This window comes from Streptomyces sp. NPDC026575, from assembly GCF_055567415.1.
The window spans coordinates 1-16,649 of record NZ_JBVHQM010000018.1 but is presented as its reverse complement, the minus strand read 5'-3'; the positions used below and the strand labels follow the sequence as shown (position 1 = coordinate 16,649).

Below are 16,649 nucleotides of genomic sequence, written 5' to 3'. Positions count from 1 at the left end.
GGGCTGGGGTGGCTGGGGCGAGTGCTTCGGGGCTCAGGCCCCGGTGCCGCCCCCGCCCGGAACGCCGGCGGCGGAGGTCATCACATCGTCGATCAGGCCGTACTCCTTGGCCTCGTCGGCGGAGAACCAGCGGTCGCGGTCCGAGTCCTGGGTGATCCGCTCGACGGTCTGGCCCGTGTGGAAGGCCGTCAGCTCCGCCATCCGCTTCTTGGTGTGCAGCAGCCGCTCGGCGTGGATCTTGATGTCCGACGCGGAGCCGGCCAGACCGGCGGAGGGCTGGTGGATGAGGATCTCGGCGTTCGGCAGCGCGAAGCGCTTGCCCGGGGTGCCGGCGCTCAGCAGGAACTGCCCCATGGAAGCAGCAAGGCCCATCGCGATCGTCACCACGTCGTTCTTGATGTACTGCATGGTGTCGTAGATGGCCAAGCCGGCCGAGATCGAGCCGCCCGGGGAGTTGATGTAGAGGAAGATGTCCTTTTCCGGGTCCGCGGCGAGGAGAAGCAGCTGCGCGGTGATCTTGTTGGCGATGTCGTCGTCGACCGGCTGGCCGAGGAAGATGATCCGCTCGCCGAGCAGCCGGTTGTAGACCTGGTCGCCGAGGCCACCGAAGGTCGGCTCAGCGGCGGCGGAAGGCATCGGGATCGTCACGTGTCCACCTGCTCGTTGTCGGACGGCCGAGGCCGTCACAGCGTCGTCTTCTGGGGCGCGGGGATCGGCGCCGTGTGTGCCCCCGGCGCTGTTTCGGAGACTCCCCTGCCCTCGTATCTACGGACCCTAACGCGCAGGTCGGACAACGCCATCCCGCATCGATAACTGTTCGCTGTGAGCGCAGGCTGACCGGCCGGTATGACGTACGGGCCCGAACACGCGGACGTGCGTGTTCGGGCCCGTACATTTCAGTCGTTCAACCAAGCCGCGAGGCGGCCGGGGCTCAGACCTCGGACTTCTCGTCGGTGCCCTCGGCCTCGGCGACGACGGCCTCGGCGACCTCGGCCTCGTCCTCGTCCTCCAGGTCGATGACCTCACCGTTGGTGTCCTTGACCGTGGCGGCCTCGACGACGACCGCGAGGGCCTTGCCGCGGGCGACCTCACCGACGAGCATCGGCACCTGGCCGCCCTCGACGACGGCCTGGGCGAACTGGTCGGGGGACATGCCGGAGGACTGCGCGCGGCGCATGAGGTGCTCGGTGAGCTCCTCCTGGCTGACGTTCAGCTTCTCCTTGTTGACCAGCTCGTCGAGGATGAACTGGGTCTTGATGCCCTTCTCCGCCTGCTCCTTGGTCTCGGCGTCGAACTCCTCCTCGGTCTTGCCCTGGATCTCCAGGTACTTCGCGAGGTCGAGGCCCATCTGGGCGAGCTGGTGGTTGACCAGGTTGTGCTTGCGGGTGTTGATCTCGTCCTCGAGAAGCTTCTCGGGCATCGGGACCTCGACCAGCTTCAGGAGCTCGTCGAGCACCTTCTCCTGGGCCTGGGTGGCCTGGTCGTACTTCTTCATCTGCTCAAGGCGCTTGCGGCTGTCCGCCTTGAGGTCCTCAAGGGTGTCGAACTCGCTGGCCAGCTGCGCGAAGTCGTCGTCCAGCTCGGGCAGTTCGCGGGACTTGACCTCGGTGACCTCGACCTTGACCTCGGCCTCCTTGCCCTGGGCGGAGCCGCCCTTGAGCTCGGAGGTGAAGGTGGCGCTGCCGCCGGCCTCCACGCCGGTGACCGCGTCGTCGATGCCGTCGAGCAGCTCACCGGAGCCGACGGTGTACGTGACGCCCTCGGCGACACCGTCCTCCAGGACCTCGCCGTCGACCTTGGCCTCCAGGTTGACCGTCAGCACGTCGCCGTCCTGGGCGGCACGCTCGACCGGGGCGGTCGTGGCGAAGCGCTCACGCAGCTGCTCGACGGACTTGTCGACGTCCTCGTCCGACACCTCGACGGCGTCGACCTCGACCTCGATACCGGAGTAGTCCGGGATCTCCAGGGCCGGGCGGATGTCGACCTCGGCGGTGAAGGCCAGCAGCTCGCCGTCCTTCAGCTCGGTGATGTCGACCTCGGGCTGGCCGAGGACGTTCAGCTCACCCTCGTTGACCGCCTCGGTGTAGAACTTCGGGAGCGCGTCGTTGACGGCCTCCTCCAGCACGGCGCCACGACCGAACCGCTGGTCGATGACGCGGGCCGGGATCTTGCCCTGGCGGAAGCCCTTCACCGTGACCTGCTGGTTGATCTTCTTGTACGCCGCGTCGAGGCTGGGCTTGAGCTCCTCGAAGGGCACCTCGACAGTGAGCCGAACCCGAGTCGGGTTCAGGGTCTCCACGGCGCTCTTCACGGTTCGGTCTCCTTGGGGCTGACTTCTGGGGTTCTGCTTGAGATCTACCGGATACCGGCTGCCCGGGCCCGGCCGATCACGCCCGGTACACAGACACACGGGCACGCAGCTTGCATAGTAACCGCTAGGAGGATGACGCCCACAACGTGATCTTGCACGCCCCGCCGATCTCGCGGGTGCCCCGGTGGGCCCGGGGCTGTGCCCGGCCGCTGCTGCCGGGCTGACCTGCTGGTCGGGGTGGCCGGATTCGAACCGACGACCTTCCGCTCCCAAAGCGGACGCGCTACCAAGCTGCGCCACACCCCGTCGGTGCGACACGTAGGGTACATGGCCGCGGACAGAACGGCTGCACAGTTATCGCCGTGACCGGTGGGGCGGCGTACACGCGGGCGGGGCATGCGGGGAGGGTGTGCGGCGCACCGCCGCGACCCGCTAGGATGCACTGCGTGCCGAGGTCTTGTGACCGACGGCGCATGCGGGCGTAGCTCAATGGTAGAGCCCTAGTCTTCCAAACTAGCTACGCGGGTTCGATTCCCGTCGCCCGCTCTCGTAAGGGAAAACCCCGGGCCGGACGGTTCGGGGTTTTCCGCTTTCCGGCAGGCCGGCTCCTCCCGTTCGGCGCTCTGCGCGCTCGGGGCTCCGCGCTCGCCTTCTCCGCCGCGTTGCATGTCGCGCGGCGGACTTCCCAGCCCGCGCCTTCCCGTCCCGCTTCCCCGCCCGCGTGCGCCCCTCTTCGCTGGCGGCGCGCGGATCAATAGAGTGGCGGGCATGGAGATCTGGCTCAATCCCGCGTGTTCCAAGTGCCGTTCCGCCGTGCAGATCCTGGACGACGAGGGCGCTCAGTACACCGTGCGCAAGTACCTGGAGGACCCGCCGGACGCGGGCGAGCTGCGCGCGGTGCTGGCGCGGCTGGGCCTGGAGCCCTGGGACATCACCCGGATCCAGGAGGCCGAGGCGAAGGAGCTGGGGCTCAAGGACTGGGAGCGCACCGACGCCGCGCGGGAGCGGTGGATCGCGGCTCTGGCGGCGCATCCCCGGCTGATCCAGCGGCCGATCATCACGGCGGACGACGGCTCGGCGCTCGTCGGACGCACCGAGGAGGCCGTACGCGAAGTGGTGGCGCGGACCGGCGACGCATAGCCCCGTACGGCTCGGCCTGACGCGGTGTGCGGAGCCGGGCCTCGTGCGGCGGCCGGCTCAGGGGCCGGCGGGCACCCGGATCGGTCCGGACCCGGGAACGTGTCCCGGACCTAGAACGTGATGTGGTTGATGGTGTCCGCCAGGGAGTTGAAGAACCGGTTGATGGACGGCGCCATGCCGGTGGAGGCGAGGAAGAAGCCGAAGAGCACGGCGACGATCGCCGGACCCGCCTTGATCGACTTTCCTCTGATCAGCACGATCAGGATGATCCCCAACAGCAGCACAACTGACAGCGAAAGAGCCACAACTGATCACACCCTTGGTCGGAACGCCTCACCCGCCCGGGAGCATGCCGCGCACACCCCCCGGCACCCATCGTGCCACCAACTCCATGCCCACTGCAGGCCGGTGACGAATCATCGGCCAACGCTTTGCCCGGTTCCTGCCACCGGTGGCCGCGCGGCGGCGAGTGGGTGTCCGGCGGGTGGCGGCGGCGTGGCCGACGGACGCCGGCCGCGGCGCGGTGGAGGACTCCCGGAATTCGCCCGCACGAGACCGCCACGCTAATTCACCCACCCCATTCTGATCGTTTTCTTCGCGCCCGGACCGGCTAATTCACTTATTCGTGGCGTCCGTCACGGCCACAGGGGGACACGGAAGTGAGTGACCGACACCACGGGAACATAGCGGCATAGAAGCGGACATTCCTTCTGCGTCGTTCGCAGGGGATATCACCCCTTTTGGGGGTATGAAGCGCGGCAAATCGGTCGAAAAACCGGAGACTTCACCCCTTGGATTGCTGGATTTATCCCCGCGCTATCCGTCATGGCACCCAGTGCAATTAAGGAATGGCTCGCATGCGGTTTTACGCATTCGCCGGGCGCCGCTATCGTGCCTCAAATGTTTCCCGCTGCCCCGACACCTCGACGCGAACTGCCCGCTGCCCGCGAGGCGTCGGGTACGGACCGTACGGAGCCCTCGTCACAGGCACCCGGTGTGCCGGAGGACACAGCGGCGTCCGTGCCGAAGAGCGGTGGCCGCACCGCGTTCTTCGACAACGCCAAGTACCTGGCCATCGTGCTGGTGGCGATGGGCCATGCGTGGGAACCGCTGACCGACGGCAGCCGGGCCGCCGAGGCGCTCTATATGACCGTCTACACCTTCCACATGCCCGCCTTCATCATCATCTCCGGCTACTTCTCGCGCAGCTTCGATATGCGCAAGGACCGGCTGCAGCGCCTGGTCACCGGGGTGGCCGTGCCCTACGTCCTCTTCGAGACCGCCTACGCCTTCTTCAAGCGCTGGGCGGACGACGATCCGGGGCACCCCATCAGCCTGCTCGACCCGTGGTTTCTGACGTGGTTCCTGGTGGCGCTGTTCGTCTGGCGGCTGACCACTCCGCTGTGGAAGATCGTGCGCTGGCCGATCCCGCTGGCGGTGGCCATCGCCGTACTCGCGTCCGTGTCGCCCGACATCGGTGATGATCTGGACCTCCAGCGGGTGCTGCAGTTCCTCCCCTTCTTCGTCCTGGGGCTGTCGCTGCGGGCCGAGCACTTCGCGCTGGTGCAGCGGCGGGCGGTGCGGATCGCGTCCGTGCCGATCTTCGCCGCCGCGCTGGTGATGGCCTACTGGGCGGCGCCCAGGATGTCCTCGGCGTGGTTCTACCACCGCGACAGCGCACAGGAACTGGGCACCACCTGGTGGATCGGCGCGGTGATGACACTCGCTCTCTTCGGCTGCTCGATCGTGCTCACGGCCTGCTTCTTCTCCTGGGTGCCGACGCGCCGGACGTGGTTCACGGTGCTGGGCGCCGGCACGCTGTACGGCTATCTGCTGCACGGCTTCCTGGCCAAGGGCTCGCGCTTCTGGGGCTGGTTCGACGACTACGCCTGGCTGCACACGCCGCCCGGCGAGATCGCGGTCACGCTGATCGCGGCGGCCATCGTCACGGCACTGTGCACACCCCCCGTCCGCAGGGTCTTCCGCTTCGCGATGGAGCCGACGATGGCCTGGGCGTTCCGCAAGGACCCGGCGGACACGGCCCGGGCCCGGGAACGCGTCAGCGCCTGAGGGCGTCCGCCATGGCCGCCGCCGAGCCCGGCGGGGCGGCCGGGACCGGCGGCACGGCCGGAGCGGGCGGCACGGCCGGAGCCGGCGGCTCACCCTGGCGGGGCCGCGGCTGGCGGCGGCCGCCGGCCGTCAGGCCGGCCATGCGGGCGGCTATGTCCTCGGGGGCGGCGCCCCGCAGCCGATCGGCGAGGGTGCCCGAGGCGAGGATCAGGACGTCATCGGCCCAGGATGCGGCGACCGGGTCGTGGGTGACCATCACCACCGTCGTACCGAGCGCGTCGACGGCATGCCGCAGCAGGGCGAGCACCTCGGCGGCGGTGCCGGTGTCCAGGGCGCCGGTCGGCTCGTCGGCGAAGATCACATCCGGGTTCGTGACCAGGGCGCGGGCTATCGCGACCCGCTGCTGCTGGCCTCCGGAGAGCTGGCCGGGGCGGCGGCGCGCATGCTCGCCCAGTCCGACGCCGGCCAGCACCTCCGCCGCCCGCTTGCGGTCCGGGCGCCGGCCGGCCAGCCGCATGGGCAGCAGGACGTTCTGCTCGACGGTCAGGGCCGGCAGCAGATTGAACGACTGGAAGACGAAGCCCAGACGGCTGCGGCGCAAGGCCGTGAGGCGGTTCTCACTCATACGGCTGATCTCTGTGCCCGCGAGCCGAACGGAGCCGGCGGTGGGGCGATCGAGGCCCGCCGCGCACTGCAGGAGGGTCGACTTTCCGGAGCCCGAGGGCCCCATGACGGCGGTGAAGGACCCGTCCGGAAGCGACAGATCGATACCGCGCAGGGCCTGGACGGCACCGGATCCTCGGCCGTACTGGCGGCGCACCCCCCGCAGTTCGACGGCGTGCCCGCCCGCCGCCCCGGCACCCCGTGCCGCTTGTCGTCCGCCGCGCAACGCCATGTCCCGCGCCCCCCGTCTCGTCCGGCCCGGCCTCGTCGCGGCCGGTCTCTGCTCCTTCAACGTACGGATCCGGACCCCGCCGCGACCATGAGGACTACCGCACAAAAAGACGGGGGAAAACCCCACCCCGGCCAGCCCTGCCCCTCGGCCAGTTGGCCGGTTGGACCGCCCGGCCCGGGCCTGTTCGCCCGCCCGCCCCTCCGGCCGCAGGCGCCGTTCGCCTACGCGTCCCGGCAGATCAGCAGCAGCGCCCGGTCGTCGTTGACGTCCTTGGCGACGGCCTCGATCAGATGCCAGGCGGCGCCCGCGAAGCCGCTGGCCACGTAGCGGTCGGCCTCGCCGGTCAGGCGGTCGATGCCCTCGGCGATATCGCGGTCGGCGGCCTCCACCAGGCCGTCGGTGAACAGCATCAGTACATCGCCGGGCCGCAGCGTCCCCTTGACCGGGTCGAACTGGGCGCCGTCGTAGACACCGAGCAGTGGCCCCTCGCCGGGCTTCTCCTCCCAGCGGCCGCTGCCCGCGCTGAGCTGGAGGGCCGGCAGATGGCCCGCGGAGAGGAGTTCGTAGTCGCCGGACTCCAGGTCGAGGACGAGGTGGATGGAGGTGGCGAAGCCCTCGTCCCAGTCCTGGCGCAGCAGGTAGCCGTTGGCGGCGGGCAGGAAGCCGTGCGGCGGGAGGGAGCCCAGCAGGCCGCCGAAGGCGCCGGACAGCAGCAGGGCGCGGGAGGCGGCGTCCATGCCCTTGCCGGAGACATCGGTGAGCACCACTTCGAGGATGCTGCCGCCGTGCGTACGGGAGGCGACGACGAAGTCCCCGGAGAAGGACTGGCCGCCGGCCGGGCGCAGCGCCATTTCGTGGTGCCAGCCCTTGGGCAGCCGGGGGAGCTTGCTCTGCACGCGGATGCGTTCACGCAGGTCGAAGAGCATGGTGCCGCCGCGCCGCCAGGGCACCCCGACCCGGCTGCGGAACTGCGCGATCAGCAGTCCGAAGAACCCGACCGCGGCGACGACCAGGACCGTGCCCGGGGTGATCCGGTCCGGCCCGTCGTCATACGGGCCGAACAGCGCGGACTCGACGACCAGGGCGGCCGCGGAGGCGCCGTACAGGACGAGGAGGTTGGCCGGCCGCAGCAGCAGACCGCCGGCGATCACCGGCAGGACCAGGGCGGTCGGGGCGATCCATTCGGGGTGCCAGAGCGTGCCCGCGGCGATGGCGGGGATGGCGATCAGCAGGGCGACCAGAGCGAACCGGTCGGAGCCCTCGCCGCGGAAGTAGTCGACCCCGGCTTTGCGTACGCCGACGCGGGCCCGGTGCAGGCCTTTGTGCACCCGGGCCGTCAGGGTTTCCGTTCCCGGGCCGCTTGTCATCGCTCTGGGACCTTATCCACCCGTTCGGCGGCGCGTCGATTCGCCGCACGTCACCCCGGCCAATTGCAGGGAAACGGCGTTCGAAATGCGGTCGCGCGACCGGAGAGCGTCCTGCTAGTGATGGTGCATGACGACGGATCTACGGGTACTGCGGAATGCCGAGTGGGACGTCTGGTCCGACGCGCTGAACGCGGCGTTCGGTGAGCGGCCGGCACCGGAGGAGCTCGCCCTGCGGCGCGAACTGACCGAGGTCGGGCGCGCGCTCGGCGTCTGGGACGGGCAGCGGTGCGTCGGCACGGCCGGGGCGATCTCGTTCGGGCTCACGGTGCCGGGCGGGGCCGTGGTGCCGGCGGCCGGGGTCACGATGGTCAGTGTGCAGCCGACGCACCGCCGGCGCGGGGTGCTGCGCTCGATGATGCGCCGGCAGCTGGCGGACGTCCGCGAGCGCGGTGAGCCGCTGGCGGTGCTGACCGCCTCGGAGCCGGCGATCTACGGGCGCTTCGGCTACGGCGCGGCGGCCCAGGACATGCGGCTGGCGGTCGACACGGTACGGCTGCCGGCGCCCGAGCTGCCCGGGGTGGACGGCGTCCGGCTGCGGCTGGTGGACCCGGTGGCCGCGCTGGTCGACTGCGAGCGGGTCTACGCCGAACTGGTGCCGACCCGCCCCGGGATGCTGACCCGCCCGCCGGGCTGGGAGAAGACCACCGTGCTCGACGTGCCCGGCAAGCAGCCGGGAGCCGGGGCGCAGCAGTGTGTGCTGGCCGAGGTGGACGGCGAGGTGCGGGGCTATACGCGCTATGCCCTCAAGCCGCAGTGGGACGACGCGGGACCGTCTGGGACAGTGCTCGTGCGGCACGTCGAGGCGCTGGACCCGGTGGTGTACGCGGCGCTGTGGCGCCATCTGTTCGGGATCGATCTGTCGTCGTCGGTGCGGGTGGCCACCCGTCCGGTGGACGACGCGCTGCTGCATCTGGTGCCTGACCAGCGACGCTGCGGGATCGGGCTGCGCGAGTCGCTGTTCGTCCGGCCGGTGGAGGTGGGCGCGGCGCTGGCGGCGCGGACGTACCGGACGCCGGTGGACGTGGTGCTGGAGGTCGCGGACCCGTTCTGCCCGTGGAACGAGGGGCGGTGGCGGCTGTCCGGCGACGAGAAGGGCGCGAGTTGTGCGCGGACGGCGGACGCGGCCGATCTGGCACTGTCCGTGCGGGAGCTGGGCTCCGCCTATCTGGGCGGGTTCACGCTCTCGTCGCTGGCCGCTGCGGGGCGGGTGCGCGAGCTGCGGCCGGGTGCACTGGCTGCGGCCTCGGTGGCGTTCGGGTCGGATGTGGCGCCCTGGTTGCCGTACACGTTCTAGGGTCTGCCGGGGGCTTCCCTAGGGGGTGGGTCGGGGGCGGCCCTTGGGGGGAGGGCGAACAGATCCCGTAGGGGATACAAGGGCCCCCTGCGGGGCCACAACGCGGTGGTGGGGGACGGTATTCCGGGGGGACACCCGCCCCGGCCCGGCGTCGGCACCCGCCCCGGCCCGGCGTCAGTCGCCGCCTCGGCCCGGCTGGCACCCCGGGCACCAGAAGAGGTTGCGGGCGGCGAGGTCGGCGGTGCGGATCTCGGTGCCGCAGATGTGGCAGTCCTGGTTGGCGCGGCGGTAGACGTAGACCTCGCCGCCGTGGTCGTCGACCCGTGGCGGGCGGCCCATGGCCTCGGGCAGGTGCTCGGGGCGCACGGTGTCGATCCGGTTGTGGCGGACGCCCTCGGCCATCAGGAACACCAGGTCGGCCCAGATGGTGTCCCATGCGGTGCGGCTGAGGCCGCGGCCCGGGAGGTAGGGGTCGATGCCGTGCCGGAAGAGGACCTCGGCGCGGTAGACGTTGCCGACCCCCGCGATGATCTTCTGGTCGAGCAGCAGCGCCGCGATGGTCGTACGACTGCGGGAGATCCGCTGCCAGGCGCGGGTGCCGTCGTCGCCGGGGCGCAGCGGGTCGGGGCCGAGGCGGTCGTGTATCGCCTGCTTCTCGGCGTCGGTGATCAGTGCGCAGGTCGTGGGGCCGCGCAGGTCCGCGTGTGCGGTGGGGTTCGCCAGGCGCAGTCGCACGGTGTCGGTGGGCGGCGGGGCGGGGGTGCCGCCGAAGCCGAGTTTGCCGAACAGGCCGAGGTGGACGTGGATCCAGCGGTCGGGGCCGAAACCGAGGAAGAGGTGCTTGCCGTGGGCCTCGGTGCGCTCCAGCACCTGGTTGTCGACGAGAGCCGCGCCACCTGCGAACTTGCCCTGCGGGCTGGTCGCCCGGACCGTCCGCCCCATGAAGCGCTCGGCGTAGTCCGCTGCCAGGCGGTGGATGGTGTGGCCCTCGGGCATGCGTGGTCTCCAGTGGGCGCGCCCGCCCGCCCCGGCACTCGGGGTGGGCGGGCGACGGCGGTGTGCGGTGGTCAGCCCTGCGGGTGGTGGGCCGGGATGGCGGGGAGCTCGCCGGTGGTCTCGTAGGCCGAGAGCATGTCGATGCGGCGGGTGTGCCGCTCCTCACCCGAGTAGGGGGTGCTCAGGAAGACCTCGATGAACTTGGTCGCCTCTTCCTCGGTGTGCATCCGGCCGCCCACGGAGATGACGTTGGCGTTGTTGTGCTCGCGGCCGAGCCTGGCGGTCTCCTCGCTCCAGGCCAGTGCGGCCCGTACGCCCTTGACCTTGTTGGCGGCGATCTGCTCGCCATTGCCGGAGCCGCCGATCACGATGCCGAGGCTGTCCTCGTCGGCGGCGGTCTTCTCCGCGGCGCGGAGGCAGAACGGCGGGTAGTCGTCCTGGGCGTCGTAGATGTGGGGACCGCAGTCGACGGGCTCGTGGCCGTGGGCCTTGAGCCACTCGACGAGGTGGTTCTTGAGTTCAAAACCTGCATGGTCGGAGCCGAGATACACGCGCATGGCATGAGTGTGACACGGGGCTCGACGGGTAGGCGCCGCCGGGTCTTTGTGCGGCGGGCCGGACGGAATCGCCAGTGGACCTTGTGTACGTATGCATTGCACGCAACCCTCCAGTGTTTCATGCAACGATCCCGCGCCAGGCCTTCCAATCCACGGTTAGCGAAGATCTAATGCAGTGGTTCCAATCCGTGAACCACACAAGGACGGTGCACATGGGCGCGCACCCTCGTACCCCCACCGCAGGAGTCCCCACCGCCGGCGAACCCGGCAGCGGACCGGCCGGGGGATCGCAGGACGGGCTGCAGGCAGGGCTCAAGAACCGCCATCTGTCGATGATCGCGATCGGCGGGGTCATCGGCGCCGGGCTGTTCGTGGGCTCCGGCGCGGGCATCGCCGCCGCCGGCCCGGGCATCCTGCTGTCGTACGCGCTGACCGGGCTGCTGGTCGTGCTGGTGATGCGGATGCTGGGCGAGATGGCCGCGGCCTCCCCCACATCCGGGTCGTTCTCCGCCTACGCGGACCGGGCGCTGGGCCGCTGGGCCGGCTTCACGATCGGCTGGCTCTACTGGTTCTTCTGGTCGGTGGTGCTGGCCGTCGAGGCGACCGCCGCCGCCGCGATCCTCACCGGATGGGTCCCGGCCGTCCCGCAATGGGCCTGGGCGCTGATCGTGATGGTCGTGCTGACCGGCACCAATCTGATCTCGGTGGGCTCGTTCGGCGAGTTCGAGTTCTGGTTCGCCGGGATCAAGGTCGTCGCGATCGTGGTCTTCATCGTGGTCGGCGCGCTGGCGATATTCGGGCTGCCGCCGGGCGACCACGCGGTGGGCATGTCGAATCTGACCGGGCACGGCGGCTTCCTGCCGAACGGTCCCGGCGCGATCCTCTCCGGCATGCTGCTGGTGGTCTTCTCCTTCATGGGCAGCGAGATCGTCACGCTGGCGGCCAGCGAGTCGCCGAACCCGGTGCTGGCCGTCCGCAAGGCCGTCAACAGCGTCATCTGGCGGATCGCGCTCTTCTACATCGGCTCGATCACGGTGATCGTGACGCTGCTGCCGTGGAACGACCCGGCGGTGCTCAAGAGCCCGTATGTGGCGGTGCTGAAGTCGCTGGACATTCCGTACGCGGGCACGGTGATGGACATCGTGGTGCTCACCGCGGTGCTGTCCTGCCTGAACTCCGGGCTCTACACGGCCTCCCGGATGGCGTTCTCGCTCGGTGAGCGCGGCGACGCGCCGAAGTCGTTCAAGAAGGTCAACAAGGGCGGGGTGCCGGCGGTCGCGATCTGGGCGTCGGTCGCCTTCGGCTTCATCGCGACGATCTTCAGCTACACGTCGAAGGACACCGTCTTCCAGTTCCTGCTGAACTCCTCGGGCGCGGTGGCGCTCTTCGTGTGGCTGGTCATCTGCCTCTCGCAGCTGCGGATGCGCCGGATCATCGAGCGGGAGACGCCGGAGCGGCTGACGGTGCGGATGTGGCTGTACCCGTGGCTGACGTACGCCACGATCGCGCTGATCGTCTTCGTCGTCGGCTACATGTTCTACGACCCGGACGGCCGGGAGCAGATGGTGCTGTCGGTGGTCGCGGCGGTGGTGGTGCTGGCGATTGGGCTGGTGCTGGAGCGCAGGCGGCCGCGGACTCCCGCCGGGAAGTAGGCGACGCGAACGGGCCGGGCCCCGCAGTCACCGTTCGGTGAGTGCGGGGCCCGGCCCGTTGGTGCGGTGTGCGGCGCTCAGCCGCGGCGGCCAGCCAGCTTCCAGGCGGTCGGCAGCGCGCCCATCGCCAGCGCCGCCTTGAGGGCGTCGCCGATCAGGAACGGCACCAGGCCGGCCGCGGCGGCCTGGCCGAGGGACATGCCGGTGCTGATCGCGAGGTAGGGGACGCCGACGGCGTAGATCACGGCGGTGCCGGCGGCCATGGTGGCGGCGGTGCGCAGCACCCCGCGGTCGCCGCCGCGGCGGGCCAGCGCGCCCACGAGGCCGGCGGCCAGCAGCATGCCGACGATGTAGCCGAAGGTGGCGCCGCCGACGCCGGAGGCACCGCCGGCGAACCACGGCAGGCCCGCGATGCCCGCCAGGGCGTAGAGCGCGAGCGAGAGCAGACCGCGGCCCGCGCCGAGCGAGGCGCCGACCAGGAGGGCGGCGAAGGTCTGGCCGGTGACCGGGACCGGGGAGCCGGGGACCGGGACGGCGATCTGCGCCGCGATGCCGGTGAGCGCGGCACCGCCGACCACCAGCGCGGCGTCGCGGACGCGGGCGCGGGAGGCGGTGGCGGCCGGCAGCAGGTCGGCGAGGACCGTGCCAGGGCGAACGAGGGCGGCAGTGCTCATCGGGGCTCCGCGGGGTGTGAGGGGTCGGGACGGGACGGGACGCGATGACGTTAGTCCAGGCGGCCGGTGGCGATCATCGTGTGGCGGTGACAAAGCCGTACCGGCCCGCTTGGAGAGTTCCGATCAACCGCCACAATGCCCGGCTCTGCCCGGGCGTGTGGCGTCTTTGCAGGTCACGTGATGCTCATCACGATGCCGGCCGCCGCGGGACGCCGGTTTTGTGGTAGCGCGCGAGGTGCGGGGAGACTGGGGCCCGCCCCGCGGTGACCTGTGGAGTTCCCCCAAACCTCCGGCGGCCCCGCCGCCCCGCCTCCTGTGAGAGTGACGAGCCGATGCACGACACACCGACCACCGCCGGGCAGTCCCCGCTCGTCGAGGGCGCCGGCGAGAAGGAGCCGCTGTCCACGGGGCTCAAGCAGCGCCATCTGACGATGCTGGGCCTGGGCGGAGTGATCGGAGCGGGCCTGTTCGTGGGCTCCGGCGCGGGGATCGCGGTGGCCGGGCCGGGGATCGTGCTGTCGTACCTGATCGCGGGCGCGCTGGCGATGCTGGTCATGCGGATGCTCGGCGAGATGTCGGCGGCGATGCCGGCCTCCGGCGCGTTCTCCGTGCACGCCGAGCGGGCGCTGGGCCGCTGGGCCGGCTTCAGCGTCGGCTGGCTGTACTGGTTCCTGCTGGTGGTGGTGCTGGCCGTGGAGGCCACCGGCGCGGCGCGGATCGCCCATGGCTGGGCGCCGGCGGTGCCGCAGTGGGGCTGGGTGCTGGTCTTCATGGTGGTCTTCACGGTGGCCAACCTGGCGGCGGTGAAGAACTTCGGGGAGTTCGAGTTCTGGTTCGCGACGCTCAAGGTCACCGCGATCGTGCTGTTCCTGGTGCTGGGGCTGCTGGCGGTCTTCGGAGTGCTGCCGGACACCGAGCCGGTCGGGACGGCGAACCTCACCGGGCACGGCGGGTTCCTGCCCCATGGCTGGGCCGGGGTGGTCTCCGGGGTGCTGGCCGTGGTGTTCGCCTTCGGCGGGCTGGAGGTCGTCACCATCGCGGCGGCCGAGTCGGACGATCCGGCGCGGGCGGTGGGCCGGGCGGTGCGCAGCGCGGTGTGGCGGATCCTGTTCTTCTACGTCGGCTCGATGCTGGTCATCGTGGCCCTGCTGCCGTGGTCGTCGATCCTGCCGGGCCAGAGCCCGTACGTCGCGGTGCTGGAGCGCGTCGGGGTGCCGGGCGCGGGCCAGATCATGAACATCGTGGTGTTCGTGGCGCTGCTCTCGGCGCTGAACGCCAATCTCTACGGCTCGTCGCGGATGGTGTTCTCGCTGGCCGAGCGGGGCGAGGCGCCGCGGGCGCTGCTGAAGGTGTCGGGCGGAGGAGTGCCGCGCCGGGCCGTGCTGGCCTCGGTGGCCTTCGGGTTCGTCTCGGTGCTGCTGAACCTGAAGTGGCCGGACTCGGTCTTCCTCTACATGCTCAACGCGGTCGGCGCGGTGCTGCTGTTCGTCTGGGGTCTGATCGCCGTCTCCCAGCTGCGGCTGCGTCCGCGTATCGAACGGGAGGCGCCCCAGAAGCTGACCCTGCGGATGTGGGCGTTCCCGTATCTGACGTGGGCGGCGCTGGTGGCGATGGCCGGTGTGATCGTGCTGATGCTGACCGACGACTCGGCCCGTCCGCAGCTGCTGTGGTCGGCCGGGGCGAGCGCCGCGGTGCTGCTGGTGGCGGGCGTACGGGAGCTGCGGGAGCGTCGCGCGGGGCGCTGAATCGCGCCGGGCGGGGGCGCGCCGCCCCGCGACGGACCTCACAGGGCGTGGTAATCGACGACCTGTCAGGCACGCACGGTGACGATCGCGTCTGAATACCGAACATTCGCTGCACGACTGTTGCCCTGAGCGGACACCGGCACTCAGACTGAGCCCGCTTTGCCGAGGATCCCGGAGTTGCGCCGTCGGCAGCCTTGCGCGACCCGTTGCCCCGGCGGCACCGTCGCACCGGTCGCGGCTTCGGGAGACCGCGGTTCGCCTTGCTCCGCTCTCACCTACTGGGACAGGTACGACATGAATCGGACACCCTCGTCCGCCACCCCCGCGCAGTCCAGCGCGCTGGAGGGCGCCGGCCCCGATAGTGGCTCCGCGCTGTCCAACGGCCTCAAGCAGCGCCATCTGTCGATGATCGCCCTGGGCGGCGTGATCGGCGCGGGCCTGTTCGTCGGCTCCCGCGAGGGCATCGCGGCGGCCGGCCCCTCGATCGTGCTGGCCTACGCGGTCTCCGGCGCCCTGGTCATGCTGGTCATGCGGATGCTCGGCGAGATGGCCGCGGCCAATCCGGCCTCCGGCTCCTTCTCCGTGCACGCCGAGCGCTCCATCGGCTCCTGGGCCGGCTTCGCGGTGGGCTGGATGTTCACCGCGCTGCTGTGTGTGGCGGTGGCCGCCGAGGCGCTGGGCGCCGCGGATGTGATGCACCAGTGGTTCCCGAGCACCGAACCCTGGATGTGGGTCCTGCTGTTCATGGTGATCTTCACCGGTACGAACCTGGCCGCGGTCTCCAACTTCGGCGAGTTCGAGTTCTGGTTCGCCGCGCTGAAGGTCGCCGCGATCGCCGCGTTCCTCATCCTGGGCGTGCTCGCGATATGCGGTGTGCTCCCCGGCACCCAGGCGCCGGGCGCCACGCACCTCACCGGTGACGGCGGCTTCCTGCCCAAGGGCGTCGACGGACTGATGGTGGGTCTGCTGGCGTCGGTGTTCGCCTACGGCGGCCTGGAGACGGTGACCATCGCGGCCGCCGAGTCCAAGGACCCGGTGCGCGGTGTCGCGCGCGCGGTGCGCACCGCGATGTGGCGGATCGCCCTGTTCTACGTCGGTTCGATGGCGGTCATCGTCACGGTCATCCCCTGGAGCGCCCCCTCGATCGCCAAGAGCGGCCCGTACGTGGCGGTCCTGGACTACCTCAAGATCCCCGCGGCCGGCCAGGTCATGAACGTCGTCATCCTGATCGCCCTGCTCTCCGCGGTGAACGCCAACATCTACGGCTCCTCGCGGATGGCGTACTCGCTGATCTCCCGCGGCCAGGGCCCGGCGTTCCTGGGCAAGGTCAGCGGCGGCGTCCCGCGCCGCACCGTGCTGCTGTGCTCCGCCTTCGGCTTCCTCGCGGTGCTCTTCAGCTTCTGGTGGCCGACCACGGTCTTCCAGTGGCTGCTGAACATGGTCGGCGCGGCGGTCCTGGTGGTGTGGGGCTTCATCGCGGTCGCCCAGCTGCGGATGCGGCGGCAGCTGGAGCGCGAGGCGCCGGAGAAGCTCGTGGTGAAGATGTGGGCCTTCCCGGTGCTGACGTGGGTGGCGCTGGCGGGCATCGTCGCGGTGCTGCTGCTGATGCTGCGCGATGAGAACCAGCGCATCCAGCTGCTGTTCACCGGCGGCTTCGGAGCGGTGCTGGCGGTGATCGGGCTGCTGCGCCAGCAGGCCCTGGGCAAGGGCTCCGAGACGGCCGGCCGCTAGCTCGCCGTCACCGCGTAGTACCCCGCAGGCGGGGGGGGGGCCCCTCCCGAGGTGCCGCCCCACCCCCCTCTTTGGGACCAGGAAAACCCCCACAACCGACCGGAAATCATTCTCTCTGATCGCGTGCTCTTTCCCATCGATCGCCAACCCTGTACCT

General features: G+C 70.7%; 14 protein-coding genes and 2 tRNA genes. 7 read left to right on the top strand and 9 right to left on the bottom strand.

Annotated features, from left to right (window positions below):
* Window positions 1-33: 33 nt before the first annotated feature.
* The 3 genes from ACZ4NB_RS24305 to ACZ4NB_RS24295 all read right to left on the bottom strand — a co-directional run bounded on the left by ACZ4NB_RS24305 (window position 34) and on the right by ACZ4NB_RS24295 (window position 2,617).
* On the bottom strand, window positions 34-636 hold the full coding sequence (locus ACZ4NB_RS24305) for an ATP-dependent Clp protease proteolytic subunit (protein WP_174857796.1): 603 nt from the start codon (window positions 634-636) through the stop codon (window positions 34-36).
* A 295-nt stretch (window positions 637-931) separates the two neighbouring features.
* Entirely contained in the window at window positions 932-2,311 is a 1,380-nt protein-coding gene (gene tig / locus ACZ4NB_RS24300) for a trigger factor (RefSeq protein ID WP_467664659.1), read from the bottom strand.
* A 229-nt stretch (window positions 2,312-2,540) separates the two neighbouring features.
* Window positions 2,541-2,617 (bottom strand) — tRNA-Pro (locus tag ACZ4NB_RS24295).
* A 169-nt stretch (window positions 2,618-2,786) separates the two neighbouring features.
* On the opposite strand from ACZ4NB_RS24295, the gene ACZ4NB_RS24290 reads away from it, so the two are divergent.
* A tRNA-Gly gene (locus tag ACZ4NB_RS24290) sits at window positions 2,787-2,857 on the top strand.
* A 222-nt stretch (window positions 2,858-3,079) separates the two neighbouring features.
* Complete coding sequence (locus tag ACZ4NB_RS24285; protein ID WP_467664657.1) at window positions 3,080-3,451, top strand: arsenate reductase family protein; 372 nt, start codon at window positions 3,080-3,082, stop codon at window positions 3,449-3,451.
* A gap of 110 nt (window positions 3,452-3,561) precedes the next feature.
* Here the strand turns inward: ACZ4NB_RS24285 and ACZ4NB_RS24280 are convergent, their stop codons facing one another.
* A complete protein-coding gene (locus tag ACZ4NB_RS24280) occupies window positions 3,562-3,756 on the bottom strand; it encodes a hypothetical protein (protein WP_384440576.1) in 195 nt (64 codons plus the stop codon).
* A 595-nt stretch (window positions 3,757-4,351) separates the two neighbouring features.
* Here ACZ4NB_RS24280 and ACZ4NB_RS24275 point away from each other — a divergent pair.
* Window positions 4,352-5,521 (top strand): acyltransferase family protein, encoded by a 1,170-nt coding sequence (locus tag ACZ4NB_RS24275; RefSeq protein WP_467664655.1) that lies wholly within the window; start codon window positions 4,352-4,354, stop codon window positions 5,519-5,521.
* On the opposite strand, the gene ACZ4NB_RS24270 is transcribed toward ACZ4NB_RS24275, so the two are convergent.
* Together ACZ4NB_RS24270 and ACZ4NB_RS24265 are read right to left on the bottom strand one after the other, a co-directional pair.
* Complete coding sequence (locus ACZ4NB_RS24270) at window positions 5,511-6,416, bottom strand: ABC transporter ATP-binding protein (protein WP_467664653.1); 906 nt, start codon at window positions 6,414-6,416, stop codon at window positions 5,511-5,513. The genes ACZ4NB_RS24275 and ACZ4NB_RS24270 overlap by 11 nt on opposite strands.
* Before the next feature lie 221 nt (window positions 6,417-6,637).
* The gene (locus ACZ4NB_RS24265) at window positions 6,638-7,783 is read right to left on the bottom strand and encodes a SpoIIE family protein phosphatase (protein WP_467664651.1); all 1,146 of its coding nucleotides are present in this window, start codon (window positions 7,781-7,783) and stop codon (window positions 6,638-6,640) included.
* Window positions 7,784-7,910: 127 nt separating this feature from the next.
* Here ACZ4NB_RS24265 and ACZ4NB_RS24260 point away from each other — a divergent pair, with 127 nt between their 5' ends.
* Window positions 7,911-9,137 carry a GNAT family N-acetyltransferase gene (locus ACZ4NB_RS24260; RefSeq protein ID WP_467664649.1) on the top strand — a complete coding sequence of 409 codons (1,227 nt, stop codon included), beginning with the start codon at window positions 7,911-7,913 and terminating at the stop codon, window positions 9,135-9,137.
* Window positions 9,138-9,311: 174 nt separating this feature from the next.
* On the opposite strand, the gene ACZ4NB_RS24255 is transcribed toward ACZ4NB_RS24260, so the two are convergent.
* Complete coding sequence (locus ACZ4NB_RS24255; protein ID WP_467664647.1) at window positions 9,312-10,133, bottom strand: Fpg/Nei family DNA glycosylase; 822 nt, start codon at window positions 10,131-10,133, stop codon at window positions 9,312-9,314.
* A 71-nt stretch (window positions 10,134-10,204) separates the two neighbouring features.
* Window positions 10,205-10,690 (bottom strand): ribose-5-phosphate isomerase, encoded by a 486-nt coding sequence (locus ACZ4NB_RS24250; RefSeq protein ID WP_467664645.1) that lies wholly within the window; start codon window positions 10,688-10,690, stop codon window positions 10,205-10,207.
* A gap of 212 nt (window positions 10,691-10,902) precedes the next feature.
* Here ACZ4NB_RS24250 and ACZ4NB_RS24245 point away from each other — a divergent pair, with 212 nt between their 5' ends.
* Window positions 10,903-12,342: an amino acid permease gene (locus ACZ4NB_RS24245; protein ID WP_467664643.1), complete on the top strand. Its 1,440-nt coding sequence runs from the start codon at window positions 10,903-10,905 to the stop codon at window positions 12,340-12,342.
* A gap of 77 nt (window positions 12,343-12,419) precedes the next feature.
* Here the strand turns inward: ACZ4NB_RS24245 and ACZ4NB_RS24240 are convergent, their stop codons facing one another.
* Complete coding sequence (locus ACZ4NB_RS24240) at window positions 12,420-13,016, bottom strand: biotin transporter BioY (RefSeq protein ID WP_467664641.1); 597 nt, start codon at window positions 13,014-13,016, stop codon at window positions 12,420-12,422.
* A gap of 332 nt (window positions 13,017-13,348) precedes the next feature.
* Between ACZ4NB_RS24240 and ACZ4NB_RS24235 the strand changes: the two genes are divergently transcribed.
* Complete coding sequence (locus ACZ4NB_RS24235) at window positions 13,349-14,761, top strand: amino acid permease (RefSeq protein ID WP_467664639.1); 1,413 nt, start codon at window positions 13,349-13,351, stop codon at window positions 14,759-14,761.
* A 294-nt stretch (window positions 14,762-15,055) separates the two neighbouring features.
* Window positions 15,056-16,492, top strand: coding sequence for an amino acid permease (locus ACZ4NB_RS24230; RefSeq protein ID WP_467664637.1), 1,437 nt, complete (start codon window positions 15,056-15,058; stop codon window positions 16,490-16,492).
* The last annotated feature ends 157 nt before the right edge of the window (window positions 16,493-16,649 follow it).

Excerpts from the sequence above, each read along its gene's own strand:
- ACZ4NB_RS24305 (WP_174857796.1), bottom strand. The coding sequence starts at position 636 with ATGCCTTCCGCCGCCGCTGAGCCGACCTTCGGTGGCCTCGGCGACCAG.
- ACZ4NB_RS24270 (WP_467664653.1), bottom strand. The coding sequence starts at position 6,416 with ATGGCGTTGCGCGGCGGACGACAAGCGGCACGGGGTGCCGGGGCGGCG.
- ACZ4NB_RS24260 (WP_467664649.1), top strand. The coding sequence starts at position 7,911 with ATGACGACGGATCTACGGGTACTGCGGAATGCCGAGTGGGACGTCTGG.
- ACZ4NB_RS24285 (WP_467664657.1), top strand. The coding sequence starts at position 3,080 with ATGGAGATCTGGCTCAATCCCGCGTGTTCCAAGTGCCGTTCCGCCGTG.
- ACZ4NB_RS24245 (WP_467664643.1), top strand. The coding sequence starts at position 10,903 with ATGGGCGCGCACCCTCGTACCCCCACCGCAGGAGTCCCCACCGCCGGC.
- ACZ4NB_RS24235 (WP_467664639.1), top strand. The coding sequence starts at position 13,349 with ATGCACGACACACCGACCACCGCCGGGCAGTCCCCGCTCGTCGAGGGC.
- ACZ4NB_RS24275 (WP_467664655.1), top strand. The coding sequence starts at position 4,352 with ATGTTTCCCGCTGCCCCGACACCTCGACGCGAACTGCCCGCTGCCCGC.
- ACZ4NB_RS24230 (WP_467664637.1), top strand. The coding sequence starts at position 15,056 with ATGAATCGGACACCCTCGTCCGCCACCCCCGCGCAGTCCAGCGCGCTG.
- ACZ4NB_RS24240 (WP_467664641.1), bottom strand. The coding sequence starts at position 13,016 with ATGAGCACTGCCGCCCTCGTTCGCCCTGGCACGGTCCTCGCCGACCTG.
- ACZ4NB_RS24255 (WP_467664647.1), bottom strand. The coding sequence starts at position 10,133 with ATGCCCGAGGGCCACACCATCCACCGCCTGGCAGCGGACTACGCCGAG.
- ACZ4NB_RS24250 (WP_467664645.1), bottom strand. The coding sequence starts at position 10,690 with ATGCGCGTGTATCTCGGCTCCGACCATGCAGGTTTTGAACTCAAGAAC.
- ACZ4NB_RS24265 (WP_467664651.1), bottom strand. The coding sequence starts at position 7,783 with ATGACAAGCGGCCCGGGAACGGAAACCCTGACGGCCCGGGTGCACAAA.